Source organism: Paracidovorax oryzae ATCC 19882 (genome assembly GCF_000687165.1).
In the GTDB taxonomy this organism is placed as follows: Bacteria; Pseudomonadota; Gammaproteobacteria; order Burkholderiales; family Burkholderiaceae_C; genus Paracidovorax; species Paracidovorax oryzae.
Window position 1 is genome coordinate 88,201 of record NZ_JMKU01000019.1, and the last position, 23,711, is coordinate 111,911.

General features: G+C 69.0%; 21 protein-coding genes. 12 read left to right on the forward strand and 9 right to left on the reverse strand.

Going from position 1 to position 23,711, the window contains the following annotated elements:
- Nucleotides 1–42 precede the first annotated feature (42 nt).
- The gene (acpA, locus tag T336_RS0115685) at nt 43–1,686 is read left to right on the forward strand and encodes an acid phosphatase (RefSeq protein WP_026433268.1); all 1,644 of its coding nucleotides are present in this window, start codon (nt 43–45) and stop codon (nt 1,684–1,686) included.
- Between the two features lie 143 nt (nt 1,687–1,829).
- On the opposite strand, the gene T336_RS0115690 is transcribed toward acpA, so the two are convergent.
- Entirely contained in the window at nt 1,830–3,164 is a 1,335-nt protein-coding gene (locus T336_RS0115690; RefSeq protein WP_019701163.1) for an MFS transporter, read from the reverse strand.
- Nucleotides 3,165–3,443: 279 nt separating this feature from the next.
- Between T336_RS0115690 and cyoA the strand changes: the two genes are divergently transcribed.
- The 7 genes from cyoA to T336_RS0115730 are packed head-to-tail and all read left to right on the forward strand — an operon-like array spanning nt 3,444 to nt 10,369.
- Nucleotides 3,444–4,493, forward strand: coding sequence for a ubiquinol oxidase subunit II (cyoA, locus tag T336_RS0115695; protein ID WP_026433269.1), 1,050 nt, complete (start codon nt 3,444–3,446; stop codon nt 4,491–4,493).
- A gap of 56 nt (nt 4,494–4,549) precedes the next feature.
- Nucleotides 4,550–6,556: a cytochrome o ubiquinol oxidase subunit I gene (gene cyoB / locus T336_RS0115700; RefSeq protein WP_013595316.1), complete on the forward strand. Its 2,007-nt coding sequence runs from the start codon at nt 4,550–4,552 to the stop codon at nt 6,554–6,556.
- The gene (gene cyoC, locus T336_RS25260) at nt 6,549–7,181 is read left to right on the forward strand and encodes a cytochrome o ubiquinol oxidase subunit III (RefSeq protein ID WP_013595317.1); all 633 of its coding nucleotides are present in this window, start codon (nt 6,549–6,551) and stop codon (nt 7,179–7,181) included. Before cyoB ends, cyoC begins: the two co-directional genes overlap by 8 nt.
- 2 nt (nt 7,182–7,183) lie before the next feature.
- Nucleotides 7,184–7,612, forward strand: coding sequence for a cytochrome o ubiquinol oxidase subunit IV (gene cyoD / locus T336_RS25265; protein WP_035226196.1), 429 nt, complete (start codon nt 7,184–7,186; stop codon nt 7,610–7,612).
- Between the two features lie 7 nt (nt 7,613–7,619).
- The gene (locus T336_RS0115720; RefSeq protein ID WP_026433271.1) at nt 7,620–8,468 is read left to right on the forward strand and encodes an SURF1 family protein; all 849 of its coding nucleotides are present in this window, start codon (nt 7,620–7,622) and stop codon (nt 8,466–8,468) included.
- Entirely contained in the window at nt 8,434–9,846 is a 1,413-nt protein-coding gene (locus T336_RS0115725; RefSeq protein ID WP_026433272.1) for an ATP-binding protein, read from the forward strand. The genes T336_RS0115720 and T336_RS0115725 overlap by 35 nt, the downstream gene beginning before the upstream one ends.
- Nucleotides 9,836–10,369: a response regulator transcription factor gene (locus tag T336_RS0115730; RefSeq protein WP_013595321.1), complete on the forward strand. Its 534-nt coding sequence runs from the start codon at nt 9,836–9,838 to the stop codon at nt 10,367–10,369. Before T336_RS0115725 ends, T336_RS0115730 begins: the two co-directional genes overlap by 11 nt.
- A 14-nt stretch (nt 10,370–10,383) precedes the next feature.
- On the opposite strand, the gene T336_RS0115735 is transcribed toward T336_RS0115730, so the two are convergent.
- On the reverse strand, nt 10,384–11,142 hold the full coding sequence (locus T336_RS0115735; protein ID WP_019701169.1) for a sulfite exporter TauE/SafE family protein: 759 nt from the start codon (nt 11,140–11,142) through the stop codon (nt 10,384–10,386).
- A 196-nt stretch (nt 11,143–11,338) separates the two neighbouring features.
- Here T336_RS0115735 and T336_RS0115740 point away from each other — a divergent pair, with 196 nt between their 5' ends.
- Together T336_RS0115740 and trhP are read left to right on the forward strand one after the other, a co-directional pair.
- Complete coding sequence (locus T336_RS0115740) at nt 11,339–12,256, forward strand: LysR family transcriptional regulator (RefSeq protein ID WP_026433273.1); 918 nt, start codon at nt 11,339–11,341, stop codon at nt 12,254–12,256.
- A gap of 89 nt (nt 12,257–12,345) precedes the next feature.
- Nucleotides 12,346–13,752, forward strand: a complete 1,407-nt coding sequence (gene trhP, locus T336_RS0115745) for a prephenate-dependent tRNA uridine(34) hydroxylase TrhP (RefSeq protein ID WP_026433274.1) — start codon at nt 12,346–12,348, stop codon at nt 13,750–13,752.
- 16 nt (nt 13,753–13,768) lie between these two features.
- Here the strand turns inward: trhP and T336_RS0115750 are convergent, their stop codons facing one another.
- Nucleotides 13,769–14,200 carry a hypothetical protein gene (locus T336_RS0115750; RefSeq protein WP_026433275.1) on the reverse strand — a complete coding sequence of 144 codons (432 nt, stop codon included), beginning with the start codon at nt 14,198–14,200 and terminating at the stop codon, nt 13,769–13,771.
- A gap of 112 nt (nt 14,201–14,312) precedes the next feature.
- Here T336_RS0115750 and T336_RS0115755 point away from each other — a divergent pair, with 112 nt between their 5' ends.
- The gene (locus tag T336_RS0115755; RefSeq protein WP_404821590.1) at nt 14,313–15,173 is read left to right on the forward strand and encodes an MmyB family transcriptional regulator; all 861 of its coding nucleotides are present in this window, start codon (nt 14,313–14,315) and stop codon (nt 15,171–15,173) included.
- Between the two features lie 12 nt (nt 15,174–15,185).
- Here T336_RS0115755 and T336_RS25270 read toward each other — a convergent pair whose 3' ends face one another.
- The 6 genes from T336_RS25270 to T336_RS0115785 form a co-directional block, all read right to left on the reverse strand.
- Nucleotides 15,186–16,202, reverse strand: coding sequence for a putative transporter (locus T336_RS25270; RefSeq protein ID WP_051647247.1), 1,017 nt, complete (start codon nt 16,200–16,202; stop codon nt 15,186–15,188).
- Nucleotides 16,203–16,405: 203 nt separating this feature from the next.
- The gene (acnB, locus tag T336_RS0115765) at nt 16,406–18,997 is read right to left on the reverse strand and encodes a bifunctional aconitate hydratase 2/2-methylisocitrate dehydratase (protein ID WP_026433277.1); all 2,592 of its coding nucleotides are present in this window, start codon (nt 18,995–18,997) and stop codon (nt 16,406–16,408) included.
- A 103-nt stretch (nt 18,998–19,100) separates the two neighbouring features.
- Nucleotides 19,101–19,811, reverse strand: a complete 711-nt coding sequence (locus T336_RS0115770; RefSeq protein ID WP_026433278.1) for a hypothetical protein — start codon at nt 19,809–19,811, stop codon at nt 19,101–19,103.
- A 60-nt stretch (nt 19,812–19,871) separates the two neighbouring features.
- Entirely contained in the window at nt 19,872–20,897 is a 1,026-nt protein-coding gene (locus T336_RS0115775; RefSeq protein WP_026433279.1) for an HpcH/HpaI aldolase/citrate lyase family protein, read from the reverse strand.
- Nucleotides 20,894–21,676, reverse strand: a complete 783-nt coding sequence (gene tam / locus T336_RS0115780; RefSeq protein ID WP_026433280.1) for a trans-aconitate 2-methyltransferase — start codon at nt 21,674–21,676, stop codon at nt 20,894–20,896. The genes T336_RS0115775 and tam overlap by 4 nt, the downstream gene beginning before the upstream one ends.
- 38 nt (nt 21,677–21,714) lie before the next feature.
- Complete coding sequence (locus tag T336_RS0115785; RefSeq protein WP_026433281.1) at nt 21,715–22,701, reverse strand: malate dehydrogenase; 987 nt, start codon at nt 22,699–22,701, stop codon at nt 21,715–21,717.
- A 195-nt stretch (nt 22,702–22,896) separates the two neighbouring features.
- Between T336_RS0115785 and T336_RS0115790 the strand changes: the two genes are divergently transcribed.
- Nucleotides 22,897–23,688: a GntR family transcriptional regulator gene (locus tag T336_RS0115790; protein WP_026433282.1), complete on the forward strand. Its 792-nt coding sequence runs from the start codon at nt 22,897–22,899 to the stop codon at nt 23,686–23,688.
- Nucleotides 23,689–23,711 lie beyond the last annotated feature (23 nt).

A 23,711-nucleotide genomic window follows, 5' to 3' on the forward strand; every position in this document is an offset into this window, starting at 1 on the left:
ACAATGCGCCCCGCATAAAACCATTCACAACAGCGCACCACCATGAAACCCACCCTTCGCCTCCTCCCCCTGGCCGCCGCCGCGGCCGCCCTGCTGTCCGCCTGCGGCGGCAGCGACGGCACCTCCACCGACAGCCTGCTGCAGCAACGCATCCAGAACGTCGTGGTCATCTACGCGGAAAACCGCGGCTTCGACAACCTCTACGGCCTCTACCCCGGCGCCGACGGCATCCCCGGCGTGAACCCGTCTGCCTCCGGCAGCTACCTGCCGCAGGTGGACCGCGACGCAGCAGGTACCGTGCTGGCCAAGCTGCCCAAGGTCTGGGGCGGCGTCACCGCTTCGGGCCAGTCGGTCACCGTGCCGGAAGGCAGCACCGCAAGCCAGGACAACCGCCCCTTCCAGATCGACGCCGCGTCCGGCTTCCAGACCACCGGCGTGCAGGTCGGGCCGAACGTGATCACCCGCGACCTGTACCACCGCTTCTTCGAGAACCAGATGCAGATCAACGGCGGCCGCAACGACAAGTTCGCCGCCTGGGCCGACTCCGGCGGCCTCACCATGGGCTACTACGACGGCAGCAACATGCAGCTGTGGAAGCTGGCCCAGAAATACGTGCTGGCCGACAACTTCTTCATGGGTGCCTTCGGAGGCTCCTTCCTGAACCACCAGTACCTGGTGTGCGCCTGCGCGCCGGAATACCCCAATGCCGACACCTCGGTCGCCAAGGGCTCGATCTCGGCCGTGGACCAGGACGCCTCCGGCAACTTCCTGCCGCGCCTCACCGTGGCGGCCAACTCGCCCGCATCCGCCATCTCCGGCCCGCCCGTCTTCGTGAACAGCAGCAACATCGCCCCGAAGAACTACGCCGGCGACGGCAAGTTCTACGCGATCAACACGATGCAGCCGGCCTACCAGCCCAGCTCCAACGCCCCGGCCAGCGGCGCGAGCAACCTGACCGCGGACCCGGGCAAGGCCACCACGCTGCCCCCGCAGACGGCCACCACCATCGCCGACCTGCTCGACAGGAAGAACGTGGGCTGGGCCTGGTATGCAGGCGGCTACAACGCCACGCTGGCATCGGCCACCACGGACCGCGCCTTCGGCCGGCCTTCGCCCAACTACCAGTTCCACCACCAGCCGTTCAACTACTACGCGAAGTTCGATCCGACCCAATCCGCCACCGCGGCCTACCGCGCGCAGCACCTGAAGGATTTCGACGCGCAGTTCCTGCAGGACGCCGCCGCCGGCAAGCTGCCGGCCGTGAGCTTCTACAAGCCGCAGGGCAACCTCAACCAGCACCCGGGCTATGCCAGCGTGGCCGACGGCGATGCGCACATCGCCAGCGTGATCGCCCAGCTGCAGGCCAGCCCGCAATGGAAGAACATGCTGATCGTCGTGGCGTATGACGAGAACGGCGGCTTCTGGGACCACAAGGCCGTGCCCAAGGGCGACCTCTGGGGCCCCGGCACGCGGATCCCGGCGCTGATCATCTCGCCCTGGGCCAAACACGGCGTGGTGGACCACACCCAGTACGACACGGCATCCATCCTGCGCTTCATCACGCGCCGCTGGGGCCTGGACACCCTGCCGGGCCTGGCGCAGCGCGACGCGGCCCTGGTGAAGAACGGCGGCCAGCCCATGGGCGACCTGACGTCGGCCCTGGACCTGACGCAGATCCTGCAGTAACGCGCGCCCCGCAGCGTCCGGCCCCCGAAGGCCGGCCGGCTGCACCGCCCACAAAGGACAAAGCCCGCATGCCGCGGGCTTTTCCTTTCTGCGCTTCTCCCCGTGCGGCGGCACGCCCCGGGGCGCACCGATCCCTCAAAGGTTCATTCGCGGCGCTCGATCAGGCGGTTGATCCGCAGCGCCAGCAGCGTGCAGACCACGCCGGACAGCAGGTACACGCTGACCGCGATCAGCCCGAACTTGGCCGACAGGCCCAGGGCGACCAGCGGGGCGAACGCGGCACCGACCAGCCACGCGAGGTCGGCCGACAGCGCGGCCCCCGTGTAGCGGAAGCGCGGCGAGAAATTGGCCGTCACTGTGCCGGAGGCCTGACCGTACGACAGGCCCAGCAGCACGAAGCCCACCAGGATGAAGATGTTGTTGCCCACCGTGCCGCTGCTGAGCAGCCACGGCGTGACCAGGCTGAACACACCGATCAGGCAGGCCATGGCACCCAGGGTGTTGCGGCGCCCCACCCGGTCGGCCAGCCGGCCGGAGATCGCGATGGCGATGGCCGCGCAGAAGGCGCCTGCGATCTGCACGCCCAGCACGTGGGTGATCGACTGCTCGGAATACATCGAGATCCAGGACAGCGGGAACACCGTGACCACATGGAACAGCGCGAAGCTGGCCAGTGCGGCGAAGGCGCCCAGGAACACGTTGCGGCCCTCGCTGCGCATGAGCTCGAGCACGCCCACGGGCGCCAGCTCGCGCTGCTGCAGCATCTCGGTATAGGACTGGCCCACGATCAGGCGCAGGCGGGCGAAGAGCGCCACCACGTTGATCGCGAAGGCGACGAAGAAGGGGAAGCGCCAGCCCCAGTCGAGGAACTCCTGAACCGACAGGTTACTGTAGAGATAGGCGAACAGGCTGGCTGCGAGCGCGAAGCCGACCGGCGCGCCCAGCTGCCCGATCATGGCGTACCAGCCGCGCCGCTCCTGCGGGGCGGACATGGCCAGCAGGGACGGCAGCCCGTCCCAGGTGCCGCCCAGCGCCAGGCCCTGGCCCAGGCGCAGAACGACCAGGGCGATGATGGCGATGTGGCCCACGCTGTTGTAGCTCGGCAGGAAGGCCATGCCCGCCGTGGAGGCGCCCAGGAGGAACAGGGCGATCGTGAGCTTGGTGCCGCGTCCCCAGCGCCGCTGCACCGCCATCGAGATGGCCGTGCCGACCGGGCGCGCGACGAAGGCCAGCGCGAAGATCGCGAAGGCCATCAGCGTGCCGTCCAGGCGCGTCATGAAGGGAAAGACGAACGACGGGAACACCAGCACGCAGGCGATCCCGAAGACGAAGAAGTCGAAATACTCGGAAGAACGCCCGATGATCACGCCGACCGCGATCTCGCTGGGAGTGGCTTCTTCATGGGTGTCCGCATGGGACAGGGATTCCTCGTGATGGAAATTCCCGGCGGGGTAAGGGGAAGCAGCAAGCCCACTCATATGAACGCTCCTCGATTCATGCTGAACACGGCTTCCGTTCTACACCCCTGCCGTGGCCCCTACAAGGCGACTTTTCCCTGAGGGTGGGTCGGACAAACCCTTACACGGACCATGGTTTTGCGCTCGTCGGTCTGCAACCCGCGCCAGCCCGTGATGGCGGGCCGTACTTTGACCTTGGACAAAATGTCCAATCGACAGAGCCTTCCAAAGTATTACATTTGGCCCGTCCTGTAATCCGCGTTTGCCCTAAACGCGCTTTTCGTTACGCCCCCCAAAAGCATGCTGAAAACCATGAAACTCCGCGGGCCCGCATGGCTCGGCGCGGCCGCCCTGGCTGCAGGCCTCGCCGGCTGCAGCAAGGCCGTCGTCCTCAATCCAGCGGGTGACGTCGCCGCGCAGCAAGGCCAGCTGGTCGTCACCGCCACGCTGCTGATGCTGATCATCATCGTCCCGGTGATCCTGCTCACCTTCCTCTTCGCCTGGAAGTACCGCCAGTCGAACACCGAGGCCGAGTACGATCCCGACTGGCACCACTCCACCACGCTGGAGCTGGTGATCTGGACCGTGCCGCTGATGATCATCATCGCCCTGGGGGCGCTGACCTGGATCAGCACCCACAAGCTGGACCCGTACCGTCCCCTCGACCGCATCGACGCGGCCCGCGCGCTGCCCGCCAGCGTCAAGCCGCTGGAGATCCAGGTGGTGGCCATGGACTGGAAGTGGGCCTTCTTCTATCCCGAGCAGGGCATCGCCACGGTGAACGAGGTCGCTGCACCCGTCGATCGCCCCATCGTCTTCAAGCTGACGTCCACGTCCACGATGAACGCGTTCTACGTGCCCGACCTGGCCGGCATGATCTACACCATGCCCGGCATGCAGACCGAGCTGAACGCCATCATCAACAAGGCGGGCGTGTACCACGGCTTCTCATCGCACTACAGCGGCCCGGGCTTCTCGGGCATGACGTTCAAGTTCCACGGCCTGAGCGACGGCGACTTCGACAAGTGGGTCGCCGATGCCAAGGGTTCCGGCAAGGCGCTGGACAGCAAGACCTACCTTGCCCTCGCCAAGCCCAGCGAGCGCAACCCCGTGGAGCGCTTCGCCTCCGTGGAAGCCGGGCTCTACGAGAAGGTGCTCAACCGCTGCGTCGAGGACGGCAAGATGTGCATGCACCACATGATGGCCATCGATGCCAACGGCGGCGAGGCCTACCTCAAGGCCGCCGGCCTGAACCTGCCCCAGGACGTGTGCACGGCCGAGAACTCCGCGCGCGTGATCGCCTCCCTGGAAACGCCGCGCGAGACCGCGACCGCCACCACCCCGCAATGATCCTGCAGGGCCGTTGACGCGCGAGCGGCGCCGGCCCCCACCAGAAGAAACCCGATATGTCCTCCGAACAAATTACCGCGTCCCACTGGGCCCTGGGACGGCTCACCTGGGACTCCGTGCCGATGGCGCACGAACCCATCGTGCTGTGGACCTTCATCGCCGTGATGCTGGGCGGCCTCGCCGTCTTCGCCGCGGTCACGCGCTTCCGCCTGTGGGGCCCGCTGTGGCGCGACTGGATCTGCAGCATCGACCACAAGAAGATCGGGATCATGTACATGATCCTGGGCATCGTGATGCTGCTGCGCGGCTTCGCCGACGCGGTGATGATGCGCCTGCAGCAGGCCATCGCCTTCGGCGACAACATGGGCTACCTGCCGCCGCACCACTACGACCAGATCTTCACTGCCCACGGCGTGATCATGATCTTCTTCGTGGCGATGCCGCTGGTCACCGGCCTGATGAACTACGTCGTGCCGCTGCAGATCGGCGCGCGCGACGTGGCCTTCCCGTTCCTGAACAACTTCAGCTTCTGGATGACCACCGCCGGTGCCATCCTGGTGATGATCTCGCTGTTCCTGGGCGAGTTCTCCACCTCCGGCTGGCTGGCCCTCTCCAACCTGGGGGCGCAGAACCCGGGGACCGGGCTCGACTACTACATATGGGCGCTGCAGGTCGCGGGGGTGGGCACCACGCTCTCGGGCATCAACCTGATCGTCACGATCATCAAGATGCGCGCACCCGGCATGAACCTGATGAAGATGCCCATCTTCACCTGGACGTCCCTGTGCACCAACGCCCTGATCGTGGCCTCCTTCCCGGTGCTGACGGCCGCCCTGGTGCTGATGTCGCTGGACCGCTACGTCGGCACGAACTTCTTCACGAACGACTTCGGCGGCAACCCGATGCTGTACGTGAACCTGATCTGGATCTGGGGCCACCCCGAGGTGTACATCCTGGTGCTGCCCGCCTTCGGCATCTTCTCCGAAGTGGTCGCCACGTTCTGCCGCAAGCGCCTGTTCGGCTACACCTCCATGGTCTATGCCACGGTGGTGATCACCATCCTGTCGTACCTGGTCTGGCTGCACCACTTCTTCACGATGGGCTCCGGCGCCAGCGTGAACACGTTCTTCGGCATCACGACGATGATCATCTCGATCCCCACGGGCGCGAAGATCTTCAACTGGCTGTTCACCATGTACAAGGGCCGCATCCGCTTCGAGCTGCCCATGATGTGGACCGTGGCGTTCATGGCCACCTTCGCCATCGGCGGCATGACCGGCGTGCTGCTGGCCGTGCCCCCGGCCGACTTCGTGCTGCACAACAGCCTGTTCCTGATCGCCCACTTCCACAACGTGATCATCGGCGGCGTGCTGTTCGGCCTGTTCGCCGGCATCAACTACTGGTTCCCCAAGGCCTTCGGCTACAAGCTCGACCGCACCTGGGGCCTGCGCTCCTTCTGGCTGTGGGTGGTGGGCTTCTGGGTGGCGTTCGCGCCCCTGTACATCCTGGGCCTGATGGGCGTGACGCGCCGCGTCAACCACTTCGAGGATCCGTCCCTGCAGATCTGGTTCGTGATCGCCGCCGCCGGCGCGGGCCTCATCGCCCTGGGCATCGGCTGCTTCCTGATGCAGCTCGTGGTGAGCTACCTCAAGCGCGACCAGCTGCGCGACTTCACGGGCGACCCGTGGGACGCCCGCACGCTGGAATGGGCCACCTCCTCGCCCCCGCCCCAGTACAACTTCGCCTTCACGCCCCGCGTGCACGAGATCGATGCCTGGTGGGACATGAAGAAACATGGCTACACGCGCCCCCTGTCCGGCTTCCAGCCGATCCACATGCCGGCCAACACCGGTGCGGGCGCCGTGATCTCCGCGTTCTCGCTGGTGCTCGGCTTCGCCCTGATCTGGCACATGTGGCTGCTCGCGGGCGTGTCGTTCGCCGGCATCGTGCTGGCCGCGATCATCCACACGTTCAACTACAAGCGCGACTTCTACATCCCTGCCGATGAAGTCAACACGACCGAAGAAGCCCGCACACTCCAACTCGCCCGCTCCCATGTCTGATATCCGTTACCAAGCCGGCGCCGCAGGCGCCCTGGCTTCCCGCGACTACCACCTCGCGGAGGAGCCCCATCCAGAGAACGGCACCGCGCTGGGCTTCTGGCTCTACCTGATGAGCGACTGCCTCATCTTCGCCGCGCTGTTCGCCACCTATGGCGTGCTGGGCCGCAGCTACGCCGCCGGCCCGACCGGCGCGCAGCTGTTCGACCTCTCGCTGGTGGCCATCAACACGGCCTTCCTGCTGCTGTCGTCCATCACCTTCGGCTTCGCCATGCTGCAGAAGCAGAAGGGCAACGTGGGCGGCACGCTCGGCTGGCTGGCGGTCACGGGCCTGTTCGGCCTGTGCTTCCTGGGCCTGGAACTCTATGAGTTCCACCACCTGATCCATGAAGGCGCGGGCCCGCAGCGCAGCGCCTTCCTGTCGGCCTTCTTCACGCTGGTGGGCACCCACGGGCTGCACGTCACCTTCGGCCTGATCTGGCTGGTGGTGCTGATGATCCAGATCAGCAAGCATGGCCTGATCCACGAGAACAAGCGCCGCCTGATGTGCCTGTCGATGTTCTGGCACTTCCTGGACGTGGTCTGGATCGGCGTCTTCACCTTTGTGTACCTGATGGGGGTGCTGTAAAAATGAGCGCACAGAATTCGCACGCACACGCACATGCCCACGCCGGGCATGACGACCACCACCACGACGACGGCCCGCACAGCACCTTCTCGGGCTACATGGTCGGCTTCGTGCTGTCGATCATCCTCACGGCCATCCCGTTCTGGCTCGTCATGGCCAAGGTGATCTCAGACCGCAGCACGGCCGTGCTGGTGCTCGGCGCCTTCGCCGTGGTGCAGATCCTGGTCCACATGGTCTGCTTCCTGCACATGAACGGCAAGGTGGAAGGCGGCTGGACCATGCTGTCCACCATCTTCACCGTGGTGTTCGTGGCCATCGCCATCGCCGGCACGCTGTGGGTGATGTTCCACATGAACACGAACATGATGCCGGAGCACAACATGCCCGCATCCACGGCGCCCCTGCCCCCGCCGGTGAACAACGCGCCCTGACGACGCGGTGGCGCAAGGCAACACGGAGGCCGGCCCGCGCCGGCGCTCCCCCCTCCTGAAGGCGATGCTCATCCTGGTGGGCATCGCCTTGTTTTTGGGCTTCCTGGCCCTGGGCACCTGGCAGGTGCAGCGCCGGGCCTGGAAGCTGGCGCTGATCGAGCGCGTGGACCAGCGCGTGCATGCCGCGCCCGTGCCCGTGCCGCCGCCCGCGCAATGGCCGCAGGTGGACGCCGCCGGCCATGAATACCTGCCCGTCGCCGCCACGGGCCGCTGGCTCTCCGACCGGACCGTGCTCGCGCAGGCCACCACCGACCTCGGCTCGGGCTTCTGGGTGATGACGCCGCTGCAGCAGGCCGATGGCACGCAGGTGCTGGTCAACCGCGGCTTCGTGCCGCAGGAGCAGCGCGCGCGCTGGCTGCCGGGCGGCGAAGCGCTGGCCGCCGCGGACGCGGGCGGCGCGCAGGTCTCCGTGCAGGGCCTGCTGCGCATGAGCGAGCCGGGCGGCAGCCTGCTGCGCGCCAACGACCCCGTCGCGCAGCGCTGGTACTCGCGCGATGTCGCGGCCATCGCCGCCGACCGGCAGTTGCCGCGCGCCGCGCCGTTCTTCATCGACGCCGGCCTGCCCGCGCAGCGGCCGCCGCAGGTGATCGCGGAGGGCGCGGCCGCCAGCGCCGGCCCCTGGCCCCGTGCCGGCATGACCGTGATCCGCTTCCCCAACAGCCACCTCGTGTACGCGATCACGTGGTACGGGCTGGCGCTGATGGTTGTCGGCGCGGGCTGGTATGTGGCACGCTACGAGTTTCGTCCGCGCGCAGCCGACCGTGCCCTCCACCCCTCCGACCGCTCCACACTCTGATCCCGGCCCGGGCGCCACGCCCTCCGCGGTGCCCGGCACCAAGCCGCCTCCGGCCGGGCCCGCCGCGCCCTCAGTGCGCAATGCCCGCTACGCGAACGCCGCCGCGGGGCTCAAGAACCTGCACCAGCTGATCCAGCTGCGCTGGGTGGCCGCCATCGGGCAGGTGTTCACCATCGAGGTCGCCTACTACAGCCTCGGGCTGTCGCTGCCGGTGCGCGAGATGCTCATGGTCGTGGGCTGCCTGGTGCTGTTCAACCTCGTCAGCCTGGTGCGCTGGCGCACCGGGCACGGCGTGCGGAACGTGGAGCTGTTCCTCGCGCTGCTGATCGACGTGGCCGTGCTCACGGTGCAGCTCTACCTGAGCGGCGGCACCGGCAATCCGTTCGTCTTCCTCTACCTGCTGCAGATCGCCGTGGGCGCGGTGCTGCTGCGCGGCGGCTACATCTGGTCGATCGTGGCGATCACCACAGGCTGCTTCGCGGCGCTGTCGCGCTTCAACCTGCCGCTGCCCCTGCCCGCGGACCTGCACCGGGGCCTGTCCAGCCCCTACCTGCTGGGCCTGCTGGTGTGCTTCCTGCTCAACGCGATCCTGGTGGTCATCTTCATCACCCGCATCGAGCGCAACCTGCGCCAGCGCGATGCGCGCCTCTCGGCTGCGCGCCAGCGGGCCCTGGAAGAGGAGCACATCGTGCGCATGGGCCTGCTGGCCTCGGGCGCGGCCCACGAACTCGGCACGCCGCTGTCCACCATGGCCGTCATCCTGGGCGACTGGCGGCACGACGACCGGCTCGCCACCGACCGCATGCTGCAGGACGAGATCGCGGAAATGCAGGTCCAGGTGCAGCGCTGCAAGAGCATCGTGAGCGGCATCCTGCTGTCGGCCGGCGAGGCGCGCGGCGAAGCCTCCGCGCAGACCACGGTGCGCACCTTCGTCGATGCGCTCGCGCGGGACTGGCGGGCCACGCGTGCCATCGCAGCGTTCGACTACGACAACCGCTTTGGCGCCGACACGCCCATGGTGTCGGACACCATGCTGCAGCAGATGGTTTTCAATGTGTTGGACAATGCGCGGGACGCCTCGCCCGGCTGGGTGGGCATGGCCGTCGAACGCGATGCCGACCTGCTGCGCATCACCGTGGCCGATGCCGGCCCCGGGTTCGATCCGGCCATCCTGGCGCGGCTCGGCAAGCCCTACCAGTCGAGCAAGGGGCGCGCGGGGGGCGGGCTGGGCCTGTTCCTCGCCATGAACGTGGCGCGCACCCTCGGCGGCAGCGTCACGGCCCGCAACCTGCCGGAGCGCGGCGCCGAGGTCAGCATCCGGTTGCCGCTGTCGGCGGTCGCGCTGCCATCCACCGGACACACACACCATGGACGATGAACGCCTGCTGCTGATCGTGGAGGACGACGAAGCCCTCGCCAGGACCCTGGCGCGCTCCTTCGAGCGCCGCGGCTACCGCGTGCTGCATGCCGACAGCCTGGCCGGCGTGGAAGACCTGCTGCCCCTGCATGAGCCCGGCTACGCGGTCGTGGACCTCAAGCTCAAGGGCGAGGCCTCGGGCCTGGCCTGCGTGCAGAAGCTGCATGCCCGCAACCCCGGCATGCGCATCGTGGTGCTGACCGGCTTCGCGAGCATCGCCACGGCGGTGGAAGCGGTGAAGCTCGGCGCCTGCCATTACCTCGCCAAGCCCTCCAACACCGACGACATCGAGACCGCCTTCGGTCTTTCCGAAGGCAATACCGAGGTGGAGCTCACCAACCGGTCCAGCTCCATCAAGACCCTGGAGTGGGAGCGCATCCACGAGGTGCTGGCCGAGACGGACTTCAACATCTCCGAGGCCGCACGCCGCCTCGGCATGCACCGCCGCACGCTCACCCGCAAGCTCGGCAAGCAACGCGTGTGACGTGACCTGGCCGGCTAGCCGAACAGCATCCCCAGGCCGAGTACCAGCAGCCCCGCCATCAAGCAGCGGCGGAAGACCTCCGGCGACAGGTGCCTGCGCAGGCGACCGCCCAGCGCCATGCCGGCCAGGGCCGGCGCGAGCAGAAGCACCGAACCGGCCAGCGTGGCAGCCGGCAACCGGGCCTGCGACGCCAGGCCCGCGCCCAGCGCGAGCGTGGACACCGTGAAACACAAACCCATCGCCCGCACCAGCGCGTCGCGCTGCAGGCCCAGCGCCTGCAGGTAGGGAACGGCCGGCACCACGAACACGCCCGTCGCCGCGGTGACGGCGCCCGTAACAGCCCCCACGGCGAACCCCAGCGCCTGGGAATGCCTGCCGGAAACGGCCGGCAGCCGCGCGCCCGACAGCGACCAGCCCGCATAGGCAATGAGTGCGGCCCCCAGCGCCATGCGCGCTCCCGCCCCCTGCGGCGGGCCCAGCCACCATGCACCCAGCCAGGTGCCGGCGCAGATGCCGGCCTGCAGCCCCGCATGCCGGCGCAGCAGCGCGGGCGCCTCGCGCCAGGGCCCCATCTGCCAGATATTGGTCGCGAGCGAAGGCACCACCAGCAGCGCCGCGGCCTGCGCGGGCGGCATCCAGAGCGCGAGCAGCGCCATGGACACGGTGGGCAGCCCGAGCCCGACCACGCCCTTCACCAGGCCCGCCAGCACGAACACCAGCGCCACCGCCAGCGCATCCGGCGCCCACGCCTGCATCCATCCTGCTTCCGCCATGCTTGCTCCTGTAGTCACCGGCCACCCGCGCGCCATGGCCCGTTGGCGCGGCGCTGGCCGTAACCACCGGACCCGGCAACGCTCCAGGCACCTGCAGCGATTCTGGGAGCGGCCGCCGCAGGACACCATGCGGATGTTCCGTGCCCAGCCTCCGGATTTTCCGGAGCCTGAAGTCCCACCTGTGGTAGCGTGCCGCATGCGCTTCGACCTGACGGACCTGCGGCTTTTCCTCCACGTGCACGAGGCCGGCACGATCACGGCGGGCGCCGAGCGGGCGCACCTGGCGCTGGCTTCGGCCAGCGAGCGCCTGCTCGCGATGGAACAGGCGCTCGGCGCGCCGCTGCTGGTGCGCGGCCGGCGCGGGGTGCGCGCCACCCCGGCCGGACAGACGCTGGCGCACCACGCGCGCATCGTGCTGCAGCAGGTGGAGCAGTTGCGCGGCGAACTCGGCGCGCACGGCAGCGGCCTGGCCGGCCATGTGCGGCTGCTCTGCAACACCTCCGCCATGAGCGAGCACCTGCCCGCGCCGCTGGCGGCCTTCCTGGCGGCGCATCCGCGCATCGCAGTGGATGCGCAGGAACGCTCCAGCGATGGCGTGGCCGACGGCGTGCGCGACGGCCTGTGCGACATCGGCATCGCCTCGCGCTCCGCCGACCTGCAGGGCCTCGCGGCCCTGCCTTTCGTGGCCGACCCGCTGGATCTCGTGGTGCCCCGCGGCCACCCCCTGGCCGGCCGCGGCCGCATCGCGCTGGCGGAGGCGGTGCAGGAGGACTTCGCCGGCCTGCCGGACGACAGCGCGCTGCAGGCCCATCTTGCCCGCCAGGCGCGGCGCCAGGGCCAAAGGCTGCGCTACCGCGCACGCCTGCAGCACGTCGATGCGGTGTGCCGCCTCGTGGGGCTGGACGCGGGCCTCGTGGCCATCGTGCCGCGCGCGGCGGCGGTGCGCCTGGCCCGGTCCACCGGCATCCGGCGCGTGGCACTGTCCGATGCCTGGGCCGCGCGGGAACTGGTGCTGTGCGTGCGTTCGAACGACGGAGGGGCCCCGGGCGCCCTGCCCCGGCATGCCCGCGCGCTGCTGGACCACCTTGCCGGATGGCGCGGGGCCGGCGGCTGAGGACATAAGCCTGAGCCAGGTCAAGGAGCGCATCGCGGCCGGGCGCCACAATCGCGCGCTTCGCCGCGCCCCACCTCGACATCCGCCCCATGACGCTCCGCCCGCCCGAACTGCTGCTGCCCGCCGGCTCCCTCGACAGGATGCGCACGGCCTACGATTTCGGCGCCGACGCCGTCTATGCGGGCCAGCCACGCTACTCCCTGCGGGCGCGCAACAACGAGTTCCGGCTCGAGCAGATCGGCCAGGGCATCCGCGAGGCGCATGCGCGCGGCCGCAAGTTCTTCGTGACCAGCAACCTGCTGCCGCACGACGACAAGGTACGCACCTACCTGCGCGACATCGAACCGGTGATCGCCCTGGCGCCCGACGCGCTCATCATGGCCGACCCGGGCCTCATCATGCTGGTGCGCGAGCGCTGGCCCGACATGCCCGTCCACCTCTCGGTGCAGGCCAATACGGTGAACGCGGTGGCCGTGAAGTTCTGGCAGCGCATGGGCCTGGCGCGCATCATCCTTTCGCGCGAGCTGAGCCTGGACGAGATCGAGGGCATCCGGCAGCAGTGCCCGGACATCGAACTGGAAGTGTTCGTGCACGGCGCACTGTGCATCGCCTACTCCGGCCGCTGCCTGCTTTCGGATTACTTCAACCGGCGCGATGCCAACCAGGGCACCTGCACCAATGCCTGCCGCTGGAGCTATGCCGCATCGCCGGGCACGGACGCCACCGACAGCGGCGAGGTCCGTCCGCTGCCGCTGGAAGGTGGCTTCGATCCGCAGGCGGAGCAGGCGCGGGCCGACGGCGCCTTCGCGGCCTGCGGCGGCGCGCCCCGCCATCCGCTGGCCGACCGCGCCTACCTGCTCGAAGAGAAGGAACGCCCGGGCGAGCTGCTGCCGGTGATGGAAGACGAGCACGGCACCTACATCCTCAACAGCCGCGACCTGCGCGCGGTGGAACACGTGCGCAGGCTCGTGGCCATCGGCGTGGACTCCCTCAAGATCGAAGGCCGCACGAAGAGCCGCTATTACGTGGCGCGCACCGCCCAGGTGTACCGCCGCGCCATCGACGACGCGGTGGCCGGCCGGCCCTTCGACCCGGCGATGCTGTCCGAACTCGACGGACTGGCCCACCGGGGCTACACAGCCGGCTTCCTGCAGCGCCGTCCGGCGCAGGAGCTGCAGAACTACGACACCGGCAGCTCACGGCCCGTGCGCAGCCTGTTCGTGGGCGAGGTGGTGGCCTGCGGCGACGGCTGGGCCGAGGTGGAGACCAAGAACCGCTTCGCGGTCGGCGACCGGCTGGAAATCATCCACCCCGCGGGCAACCGCACGGTCTGCCTGGAACGCATGCAGGCGGCCGCGAGCGGCGAGCCGCTGCACGTGGCCGCGGGCAGCCCGCTGCGCGTGCGCATTCCGCTGGAAGGCCCGGCCGAAGGCGCGATGCTCGCGCGCATCCTCGACCCGGCCTCCACCGCGGAGACTGCACAGGCGCAGCCCTGACGGCGCACAGGCAGGATCACGCCGTGCGCGGCTGCCCTGCCCCGAAGCCGGCCGGGCCCTGGTGGCGCAGCCCCATCCACTGCAGTTCGGCCAGCACCAGCGCGAAGGCGCCCTGGGCCATGAGCCAGGCGACACCGTGGCCCGGCAGATCCCACGGACCGGCGAAGGCCAGGGCTATGCAGCCCACGGTCCATCCCAGGTTGCCGATGGCCAGCAGGAGGATCAGCGCGCACGGCATGGTGCGCCGGGTCGCGATGACCGCGGCCACCGCTGCGTAGGCCAGGAGGAACCATCCGGTGGCGGTCAGCAGCGCGGAAGGCAGGCCGGTGGCGGCGCCGAGCGGTGCGGCAGCGGCGCACTGCACCGCACCGGTTGCCGCGCACCCGGCTGCGTCCACCCAGAGGACGCGGGGAAGGAAGCGGGGCGAGGCGAAGAGGGAGAGAGACATGGAAGGCTCCTTGCGTGGTGAAGAGGAGACCGCATGGTCCGTGCGGCTCCTCCGCGGGTCCATGACCTGGCAGGTCATGGACCGCATGCGCCGCGCCGATACGATGCCTACCATGATCTCCGCCCCTGAAGCCGGCTCCCACCGGCCCGCACGTCCCGCCCCGGTCCCCGGCATGCAGTCGCCCTTCGGGGACCACCTGCGCCACTGGCGCCGGCAGCGCCGGCTGAGCCAGCAGGACCTGGCACTGGAGGCGGAGGTGTCCACCCGCCACCTGAGCTGCGTGGAAACGGGCCGCGCCGCACCCAGCCGCGACATGGTGCTGCGGCTGGCCGAACGCCTGTCCGTCCCCCTGCGAGAACGCAACGCCCTGCTGGTTGCCGCCGGCTTCGCGCCCATGTACGCGGCGCGCGGGCTCGACCACCCCGACATGCGCGCCGCGCGCGAAGCCGTCGATCTGGTGCTGCGCGGCCATGAGCCCTACCCGGCACTCGCCGTGGACCGGCACTGGAACATGGTCGCCGCCAATGCTGTCGTGCCGCTGCTGCTGCAGGGAGTGGCCAGCCACCTGCTCGCACCACCCGTGAACGTGCTGCGGCTGTCGCTGCACCCCGAGGGCCTGGGGCCGCGCCTGGCCAATGCCGCGGACTGGAAGGCGCACCTGCTGCACCGCCTGGACCAGCAGATCGCGGCGCACGGCGATGCACACCTGCAGGCGTTGCGGAACGAACTCGCCGGCTATCCGGTGCAGCCGTCGCCATCGGACGGCGATCCATCGGCATGGTCCGGGCCGGCTGCGGGCATCGCCCTGCCGCTGCGCCTGCGCACCACCGCCGGCATCCTGTCCTTCATCACCACGATCACCGTGTTCGGCACGCCGGTGGACGTAACGCTGCAGGAACTCGCCGTGGAGTCGTTCTTTCCGGCGGACGATGCCACGCGCCAGGCGCTGGCGCGCCTGGCGGCCGGGGACTGACCGGGGGCCCGGTCAGGGGGCGACGGACACCGGCACCACCTCCGGCAGCGGCGCCGTATCCGCCAGCATCTGCCGCTCGAACGCGCGCAGCCGCTTGTGGATGGAGATCTGCTCCACCACCGTGCTCCAGTTCTGCACCAGGAACTGGAAGGATTCCAGCACCCGGTCGAACGCCCGCGATATCTGCTGCATCACGCCCAGCGTGATGACACCGGCGATCAGCGTGGGCCCCAGGGCCACCAGCGGCACCAGCACGCTCACCTGCAGGTACGACCACTTCACCACGTCGAAGTACAGGTAGTTGAAGAACAGCCTGAAGTAATTGCGGCGCACGTCGGCGAACAGCGCGGCGGCGGTGGGCGGAGCGGCGCGCGCATGGTCGTCCTCGCCCAGCACCAGTTCCTTGCGGTAGGCGGCTTCCACGCGCTGGTTGTGGAACTCCAGCCCCGGCAGGCGCACGCCCACCACGGCCAGCAGCAAGGTGCCGCCCACGGACCAGAACAGCGCCACCCAGACCAGCGAATGCGGCACGGCGCCGATCACCGGCAGCCCGGTCAGCTTGTCCGACAGCACCCAGAGCACGGGCACGAAGGCCGCCAGCGTCATCAGGCTGCGCAGGAACGTCAGGCCCAGGCCTTCCATGGTGGTGGCGAAGCGCATGGTGTCTTCCTGCACCCGCTGCGCCGCGCCCTCGATGTGGCGCAGCCGCGGCCAGGCGGCCATGTAGTGCTCGTTCATCGCCTGGCGCCAGCGGAAGATGTAGTGCTTGCAGAAGAAGTCCACCACCACCGCCGTAGTGACGTAAACCATGGCGATGCGCGAGAAGGTGGAGAGCTGCCCCCAGAACTGCCCCGCCGTGATGCTCCCGGGGTGGCCCAGCGATTTCTGGATCAGGTCGTAGAAGCTGCCGAACCAGTCGTTGATCTGCACGTCGAGCTCGACCCGGTACCAGGTGGCGAGCAGGATGAAGACGGAGCCGGCGATCGACCAGGCCCACCACCGGCGGGAGAGAAAGAAGGACTTGAACATGGCGGTGCGCGTTGTCGTGGTTCTTGGGCGTCGGACGCCGCCTGGACTGTAAATGTTCCATGGCGGGCCGGCCGCTTCAGCCCCGCCTAAGGAAAAGGCCCCGGGGATCGCTCCCCGGGGCCTTTGCAGTGGTGCGGCACTTCAGTGCGGCATCGGAAGCGAGCGGGCCCCGTGGCCCGCCCGGCCGCCCGGCCGCCCGGCCGTCAGGCCGCCACGGACTTGGCGGCGTCCGCGTATTCCTCGATCTGGTCGAAGTTCATGTAGCGATAGACGCTCGCCTTGTCGGCATCGATCACGCCCATTTCCTGGAGGTATTCCTCCTTGGTGGGCAGCTTGCCGATGCGCGAGGCGATGGCGGCCAGCTCGGCCGAGCCCAGGAACACGTTGGTGTTCTTGCCCAGGCGGTTCGGGAAGTTACGGGTGGAGGTGGAGATCACCGTCGCGCCCTCGCGCACCTGCGCCTGGTTGCCCATGCACAGCGAGCAGCCCGGCATTTCGGTGCGCGCGCCGGCCGTGCCGAAGGCGGCGTAGTGGCCTTCCTTGATCAGCTCGTTCTGGTCCATCTTGGTCGGCGGGGCGACCCACAGCTTGACGGGGATGTCGCGCTGGCCGCCCAGCAGCTTGGCGGCTGCGCGGAAGTGGCCGATATTGGTCATGCACGAGCCGATGAAGGCCTCGTCGATCTTCGTGCCGGCCACTTCGGACAGGAACTTGGCGTCGTCCGGATCGTTGGGGCAGCAGACGATCGGCTCGGTGATGTCGGCCAGGTCGATCTCGATCACGGCGGCGTACTCGGCGTCCTTGTCGGCTTCCAGCAGCTCGGGCTTGGCCAGCCAGGCTTCGACCTTCTCGATGCGGCGCTTGAGGGTGCGGGCATCGGCATAGCCGTCGGCGATCATGTTCTTCATCAGCACGACGTTGCTGGTGAGGTATTCCTTGATCGGCTCGGGGTTGAGCTTGATGGTGCAGCCGGCGGCGGAACGCTCGGCGGAGGCGTCGGACAGCTCGAAGGCTTGCTCCACCTTCAGGTCCGGCAGGCCTTCGATTTCCAGGATCTTGCCCGAGAAGATGTTCTTCTTGCCGGCCTTGGCCACCGTCAGCAGGCCCTGCTTGATCGCGTACAGCGGAATGGCATGCACCAGGTCGCGCAGTGTCACGCCGGGCTGCAGTTCGCCCTTGAAGCGCACCAGCACGGATTCAGGCATGTCGAGCGGCATCACGCCGGTGGCGGCGCCGAAGGCCACGAGGCCGGAGCCGGCAGGGAAGGAGATGCCGATCGGGAAGCGGGTGTGCGAATCACCGCCGGTGCCCACGGTGTCGGGCAGCAGCAGGCGGTTCAGCCAGCTGTGGATCACGCCGTCGCCGGGGCGCAGGGCCACGCCGCCGCGGTTGCTGATGAAGGCCGGCAGCTCGCGGTGCGTCTTCACGTCCACAGGCTTCGGGTAGGCGGCCGTGTGGCAGAACGACTGCATCACCATGTCGGCCGAGAAGCCCAGGCAGGCCAGGTCCTTCAGCTCGTCGCGGGTCATGGGGCCGGTGGTGTCCTGGCTGCCCACGGTGGTCATCTTGGGCTCGCAGTAGGTGCCCGGGCGCACGCCCTGGCCTTCCGGCAGGCCGACGGCACGGCCGACCATCTTCTGGGCCAGCGTGAAGCCGGCCTTGGATTCGGCAGGTGCCTGGGGCAGGCGGAACGCGGTGGATGCAGGCAGGCCCAGGAACTCGCGCGCCTTGGTGGTCAGCGAGCGGCCGATGATCAGGTTGATGCGGCCGCCGGCGCGCACTTCGTCGAGCAGCACGTCGCTCTTGAGCTGGAATTCGGCCACGGTCTCGCCGTTCTTCAGCAGCTTGCCTTCATAGGGCAGCACGTCGATCACGTCGCCCATCTCCAGCTTGGAGACATCGACCTCGATCGGCAGCGAGCCCGAATCTTCCTGCGTGTTGAAGAAGATGGGCGCGATCTTGCCGCCCAGCGTCACGCCGCCGAAGCGCTTGTTCGGAACGAACGGGATGTCGGCGCCCGTGGCCCAGATCACGCTGTTGGTAGCCGACTTGCGCGAGGAGCCCGTGCCCACCACGTCGCCCACGTAGGCCACGATGTGGCCCTTCTTCTTCAGGTCCTCGATGAACTGCATCGGGCCGCGCTTGCCGTCTTCCTCGGGCTTGAAGGCCGCGTCGGGGCGCGTGTTCTTCAGCATGGCGAGGTAGTGCAGCGGGATGTCCGGGCGGCTCCACGCATCGGGCGCCGGGGAGAGGTCATCGGTGTTGGTCTCGCCGGGCACCTTGAAGACGGTGACGGTGATCTTCTTCTCGACTTCGGGGCGGCTCGTGAACCACTCGGCGTCGGCCCACGACTGCATGACTTCCTTCGCCTTGGCGTTGCCGGCCTTGGCCTTCTCGGCCACGTCGTTGAAGAAGTCGAACATCAGCAGCGTCTTCTTCAGCGCTTCGGCCGCCACGCCCGCCACTTCGGCGTCGTCCAGCAGCTCGATCAGGGGATGGACGTTGTAGCCGCCCACCATGGTGCCCAGCAGCTCCGTGGCCTTGGCCTTGGAGATCAGGCCCACCTTCAGGTCGCCGTGCGCCACGGCGGCCAGGAAGCTGGCCTTGACCTTGGCGGCATCGTCCACGCCCGGGGGCACGCGGTGCGTCAGCAGGTCCAGCAGGAAGGCATCCTCGCCGGCGGGCGGATTCTTGATCAGCTCGATCAGATCGGCGACCTGCTTCGCGTCGAGCGGCAGGGGCGGGATGCCCAGGGCGGCGCGCTCGGCCACATGGTCACGGTAGGCTTTCAACATGGTGTTCTCCGGTGGGTTCGATCGTTGGATTTTTCGGGGCAAAGCCAGTCCTGCGGGCGCCGCGAGCGGCGCCCGTCCATCGCAGGCCAGGACGCCGCAGCGCTTACTTGGCGGGCGCTTCGGCCGCGGGCGCAGCCGCCGGAGCGGCAGCGGCGGCCGGTGCCGGAGCGGGCGCATCCAGCAGGCTCGGCTGCGGGTTCTTGCGGATGGTCTCGCTGACGGCGACCTGCTGCGGGCTCATGCATTCGTCGGCCAGGCGCTGGCCCAGCTTCTGGTTCATGAGCATGGACTTGTTGGAGATCTGGATCCAGACCGCGCCGGCCTTCTGGTCTTCCAGGCGCACCGCGCCGGTGCTCGTGGCCACGGGCGTCATGCGGTAGTGGAAGTTCCTGCCGGCGACCTCGAAGTACCCGGGCGACTTGGGATCGGCCTCGATGTTGACCGAGGCACCCAGTTCGCAGGGGATGTGGCCGGTATGCACGCGCTGGGCGATCTCGAGCTCCGCAGGGCTGAGGGCCGCCTCGGCGGCAATCAGGCCCGAGGCCACCTGGTTGGTGGCGCTCTTGAGCTGGGCGCGGCTGCTCTGCGGATGCGCCTTGGCCACGTGCACGGGCTTCCTGGCATCCTTGGCAGGGGCGGCCTTCGCGCTCTGGGTGGACTTGGCGGCAGGCTTCTTGGCCTCCTTGGAATCCTTGGCAGGCGCGGCCTTCGCAGCGGCCTTGGGAGCGGGCTTGGCCGGAGCCGGGGCGGCATCCTGCGCCATCACCAGGACGGGGCTCAGCAGCATCAGGGCGGAAGCGACGAGTTGTTTCATGGAAGCTCCAGCAAGGGAGTGGGGTCGTGGGAACGGGGGGCGTGGAGGGCAGCCGGTGCGTCAGGCGACCGCTGCCGCGGTGGAATCGAACCAGCCTCGCGCCCCTGGGGGCAGCGCGCGGCCGGTCTGGTGTGCACGCTCCAGCACCTGCCAGAAATAGCGGTAGCTGGCGCGGTCGTGCAGAACGCCGTCCACGCTGATGGGAGCCCATGCGGCGTGCTCGGCGGCGGAAAGGATGGAGGCGGCCTGGACGATCTCGTCCCGGGCGGGTGCGAAGGCCTCCAGGATGGGACGGATCTGGGCCGGGTGGATGCTCCACATGCGGGTGTAGCCGAGCTCGCGCGCGGCACGGCCGGCGGCGGCGCGCAGGGCCGCGGCGTCGCTGAACTCGGTCACCACGCAGTGCGAGGGCACCTTGCCGTGCGCATGGCAGGCGGCCGCGATCTCGAGCTTGGCGCGCACCACGAGCGGGTGCTCGAACTGGCCCTGCGCGCCCATGGCGCGCGCGGGGATCGCCCCGCCGTGCGCGGACACGAAGTCCATGAGGCCGAAGCTGATCGACTCCACGCGCGGATGGGCGGCGATCTCGAAGGCGCGGTGCACGGCCGCGGGTGATTCGATGAGCACGTGCAGCGGCAGCGCGGTGGCGCCCGCGGCATTCACGGCCCGCTCGGCGCGCAGCACGTCGTCCACGGACTCGACCTTCGGCACCATGAGGTGGGACAGCCGGTGCCCGGCCTCCCCTGCGATGGTGGCGACGTCGTGCGCGAAGGCGGGATGATCGACCGTGTGCACCCGGGCCGCCACCCGGGCCCCGGACTGCGCGCCGCATGCCAGCGCGGCGACCAATTCGGCATGGGCGCGCTCCTGGCCGGCAGGAGCGCCGTCCTCGCAGTCGAGCGTCACGTCGAACACGCAGCGGCCGAACTCGGCCGCCATCTCGGCCTGCAATTGCAGGCTCTTGCGCATCCGCACCTCGACGCCGCTGTAGTGGTCGCACACCGGCAGCCGCGCGGCCGCGGCCTGCGCGCCGAGCAGCACCTCGGCGGGATGGAGCCTGGAGGGGGCAGCCACCGCGGAGTTCATGCGGAGCGCCGCGCCACGATGAACATGCGCGGGAAGGCGAGCAGGCGCTGCCCGTCCGCCCGCACGGGATAGGCGGCGTCGATGCCGCGCTCGTACGCGGCCAGGAAGCCGGCCCGCTGCGCTTCGGGCAGCGGATCGACGAAGGGCTTGAGCCCGGTGCCGCTCACCCATTCGACGATGGCGGCCGCCGAGGCCATGGGATGCTGGTAGACGGTATGCCAGACATCCACGCCCTGGGCGATGGGTGCCAGCAGGTCGTAATAGTCGGCGATGCCCAGGATGCGCGTGCGCAACGCCGCCACGTCGCCGATGGCGTCGCGCCAGGGCGCCTGGGCGGCCACCTCGCGCATGGTGCGGTGCGAGGGCTCCTGCCGGTTGTCCGGCATCTGGATGGCCAGGACGCCGCCCGGCGCGAGCGCGGCGAACAGCCGGGGAATGAGGGATTCGTGCCCGCCCACCCATTGCAGGGAGGCGTTGGCATAGAGCAGGTCGGGCGCTTCGCCCGGCTGCGGCGCCCAGGCGGCGATATCGGCCTCCAGGAATTCCGCCGCGGGCAGGCGCTCGCGGGCGCTCTGCAGCATGGCGGCGGAGGTATCGATGCCGGTCACGCGCGCCCCGGGGAAGCGCGCGGCCAGCAGTTCGGTGGAGTTGCCCGGGCCGCAGCCCAGGTCCACCACATGGGAGGCAGCGGCCAGCGGCACCCGGGCGAGCAGTTCACGGGCCGGACGGGTGCGCTCGTCCTCGAAGCGGCGATAGAGCGCGGGGTTCCAGTCGTTCATGGTCATCTCGGGTACGGCAGCCGCCAGGCAGGCCCGCCTTACAGCAGGTGCTTCACGCCGTCCTGTTCGCCTTGCAGCTCGGCCAGCGTCTTGTTGATGCGCTCCTGGCTGAATGCGTCGATCTCCAGGCCTTCGACGATCTTGTATTCGCCGTTTTCGGTGGTCACGGGGAAGCCGAAGACGATGCCTTCGGGAATGCCGTACTCACCCTTGGAAGGCACGCCCATGGTCACCCACTTGCCGTTGGAGCCCAGGGCCCAGTCGCGCATGTGGTCGATCGCGGCGTTGGCGGCCGAGGCGGCGGAGGACAGGCCGCGCGCCTCGATGATGGCGGCGCCGCGCTTGCCCACCGTGGGCAGGAAGACGTCGGCATTCCAGACCTGGTCGTTGATCGCGTCCTTGACGCTCTTGCCGCCGATGGTGGCGAAGCGGTAGTCGGCGTACATCGTGGGCGAGTGGTTGCCCCACACCGTCAGCTTCTCGATCTCGCCGACCTTGCCGCCCGTCTTGGCGGCGATCTGGCTGGCGGCGCGGTTGTGGTCCAGGCGCAGCATGGCGGTGAAGTTCTTGGCCGGCAGGTCGGGGGCCGACTTCATCGCGATGTAGGCGTTGGTGTTGGCGGGGTTGCCCACCACGAGCACCTTCACGTTGCGCGAGGCGACGGCGTTCAGGGCCTTGCCCTGGGCCGTGAAGATCTGGGCGTTGGCGGCCAGCAGGTCGGCGCGCTCCATGCCGGGGCCGCGCGGGCGGGCACCCACCAGCAGGGCGTAGTCGGTGTCCTTGAAGGCGGTCATCGGGTCGCTGTGGGCTTCCATGCCGGCCAGCAGCGGGAACGCGCAGTCCTCGAGTTCCATCATCACGCCCTTGAGCGACTTCTGGGCCTTCTCGTCGGGGATCTCCAGCAGTTGCAGGATGACGGGCTGGTCCTTGCCGAGCATTTCGCCGGAGGCGATGCGGAACAGCAGTGCGTAACCAATTTGACCGGCTGCACCGGTGACGGCGACGCGGACGGGCTTCTTGCTCATGAGGGGAACTCCAGATGATGGGATGGAACGGGTGTCGGTGCAGGGGCACCAGCGCCAGTCGATCCAAGCAGCCAGGGTCCTGCAGAACAGCTCCCGAGTGTACCGCCGATTTCCGACAAGGGTCAATTTGTCTTATGTCTTATATAAGATATGATGCGGACCGCCGCACACGGCGCCCGAGCCCCCACGAACCGCATGTCCACCCCACCGGCAGCCACCCCCGACAGCCCCGCCCCGACGGCCGGCGGCACGGGCGTGCCGACGCCGGCCTTCAGCCCGCTCTACCAGCAGATCAAGGGGCTCATCCTGCAGAGCCTGCAGCAGGGCGAATGGAAGCCCGGCGAGGCCATCCCCAGCGAGATGGAACTGGCGGCCCGCTTCCGCGTGAGCCAGGGCACGGTGCGCAAGGCGATCGACGAACTCGCGGCCGAAAACCTCGTGATGCGCCGCCAGGGCAAGGGTACCTTCGTCGCCACCCATGCCGAGCGCCACGTGCAATACCGTTTCCTGAAGCTGCAACCCGACGCGGGAGACCCGGACGACGAAGGCCCGGCCCAGCGCCGCATCGTGGAATGCCGGCGCACGCGCGCCAGCGCCGACGTGGCGCGCGCCCTGGCACTGCGCAGCGGCGACGCCGTGGTCATGGCGCGGCGCATCCTCTCGTTCGCGGGCGTGCCCACCATCCTGGAGGACATCTGGCTCCCCGGCCAGACCTTCAAGGGCCTCACGGCCGAACGGCTCGCCGGCTACCCCGGCCCCACCTATGCGATGTTCGAGCTCGATTTCGGCGTGCGCATGGTGCGCGCCGACGAGAAGATCCGCGCGGTGCTGCCCGATGCGGCGCAGGCCGGGCTGCTGGGCGTTCCCGCCGGCACCCCGCTGCTGAGCGTGGAGCGCACCGCCTATACCTACAACGATGTTCCGATGGAGTTACGCCGAGGGCTCTACCGGACCGACACGCACCACTACCACAATGCGCTGCAGTGAACCGGCAGTCCTGCCCGTGCGTA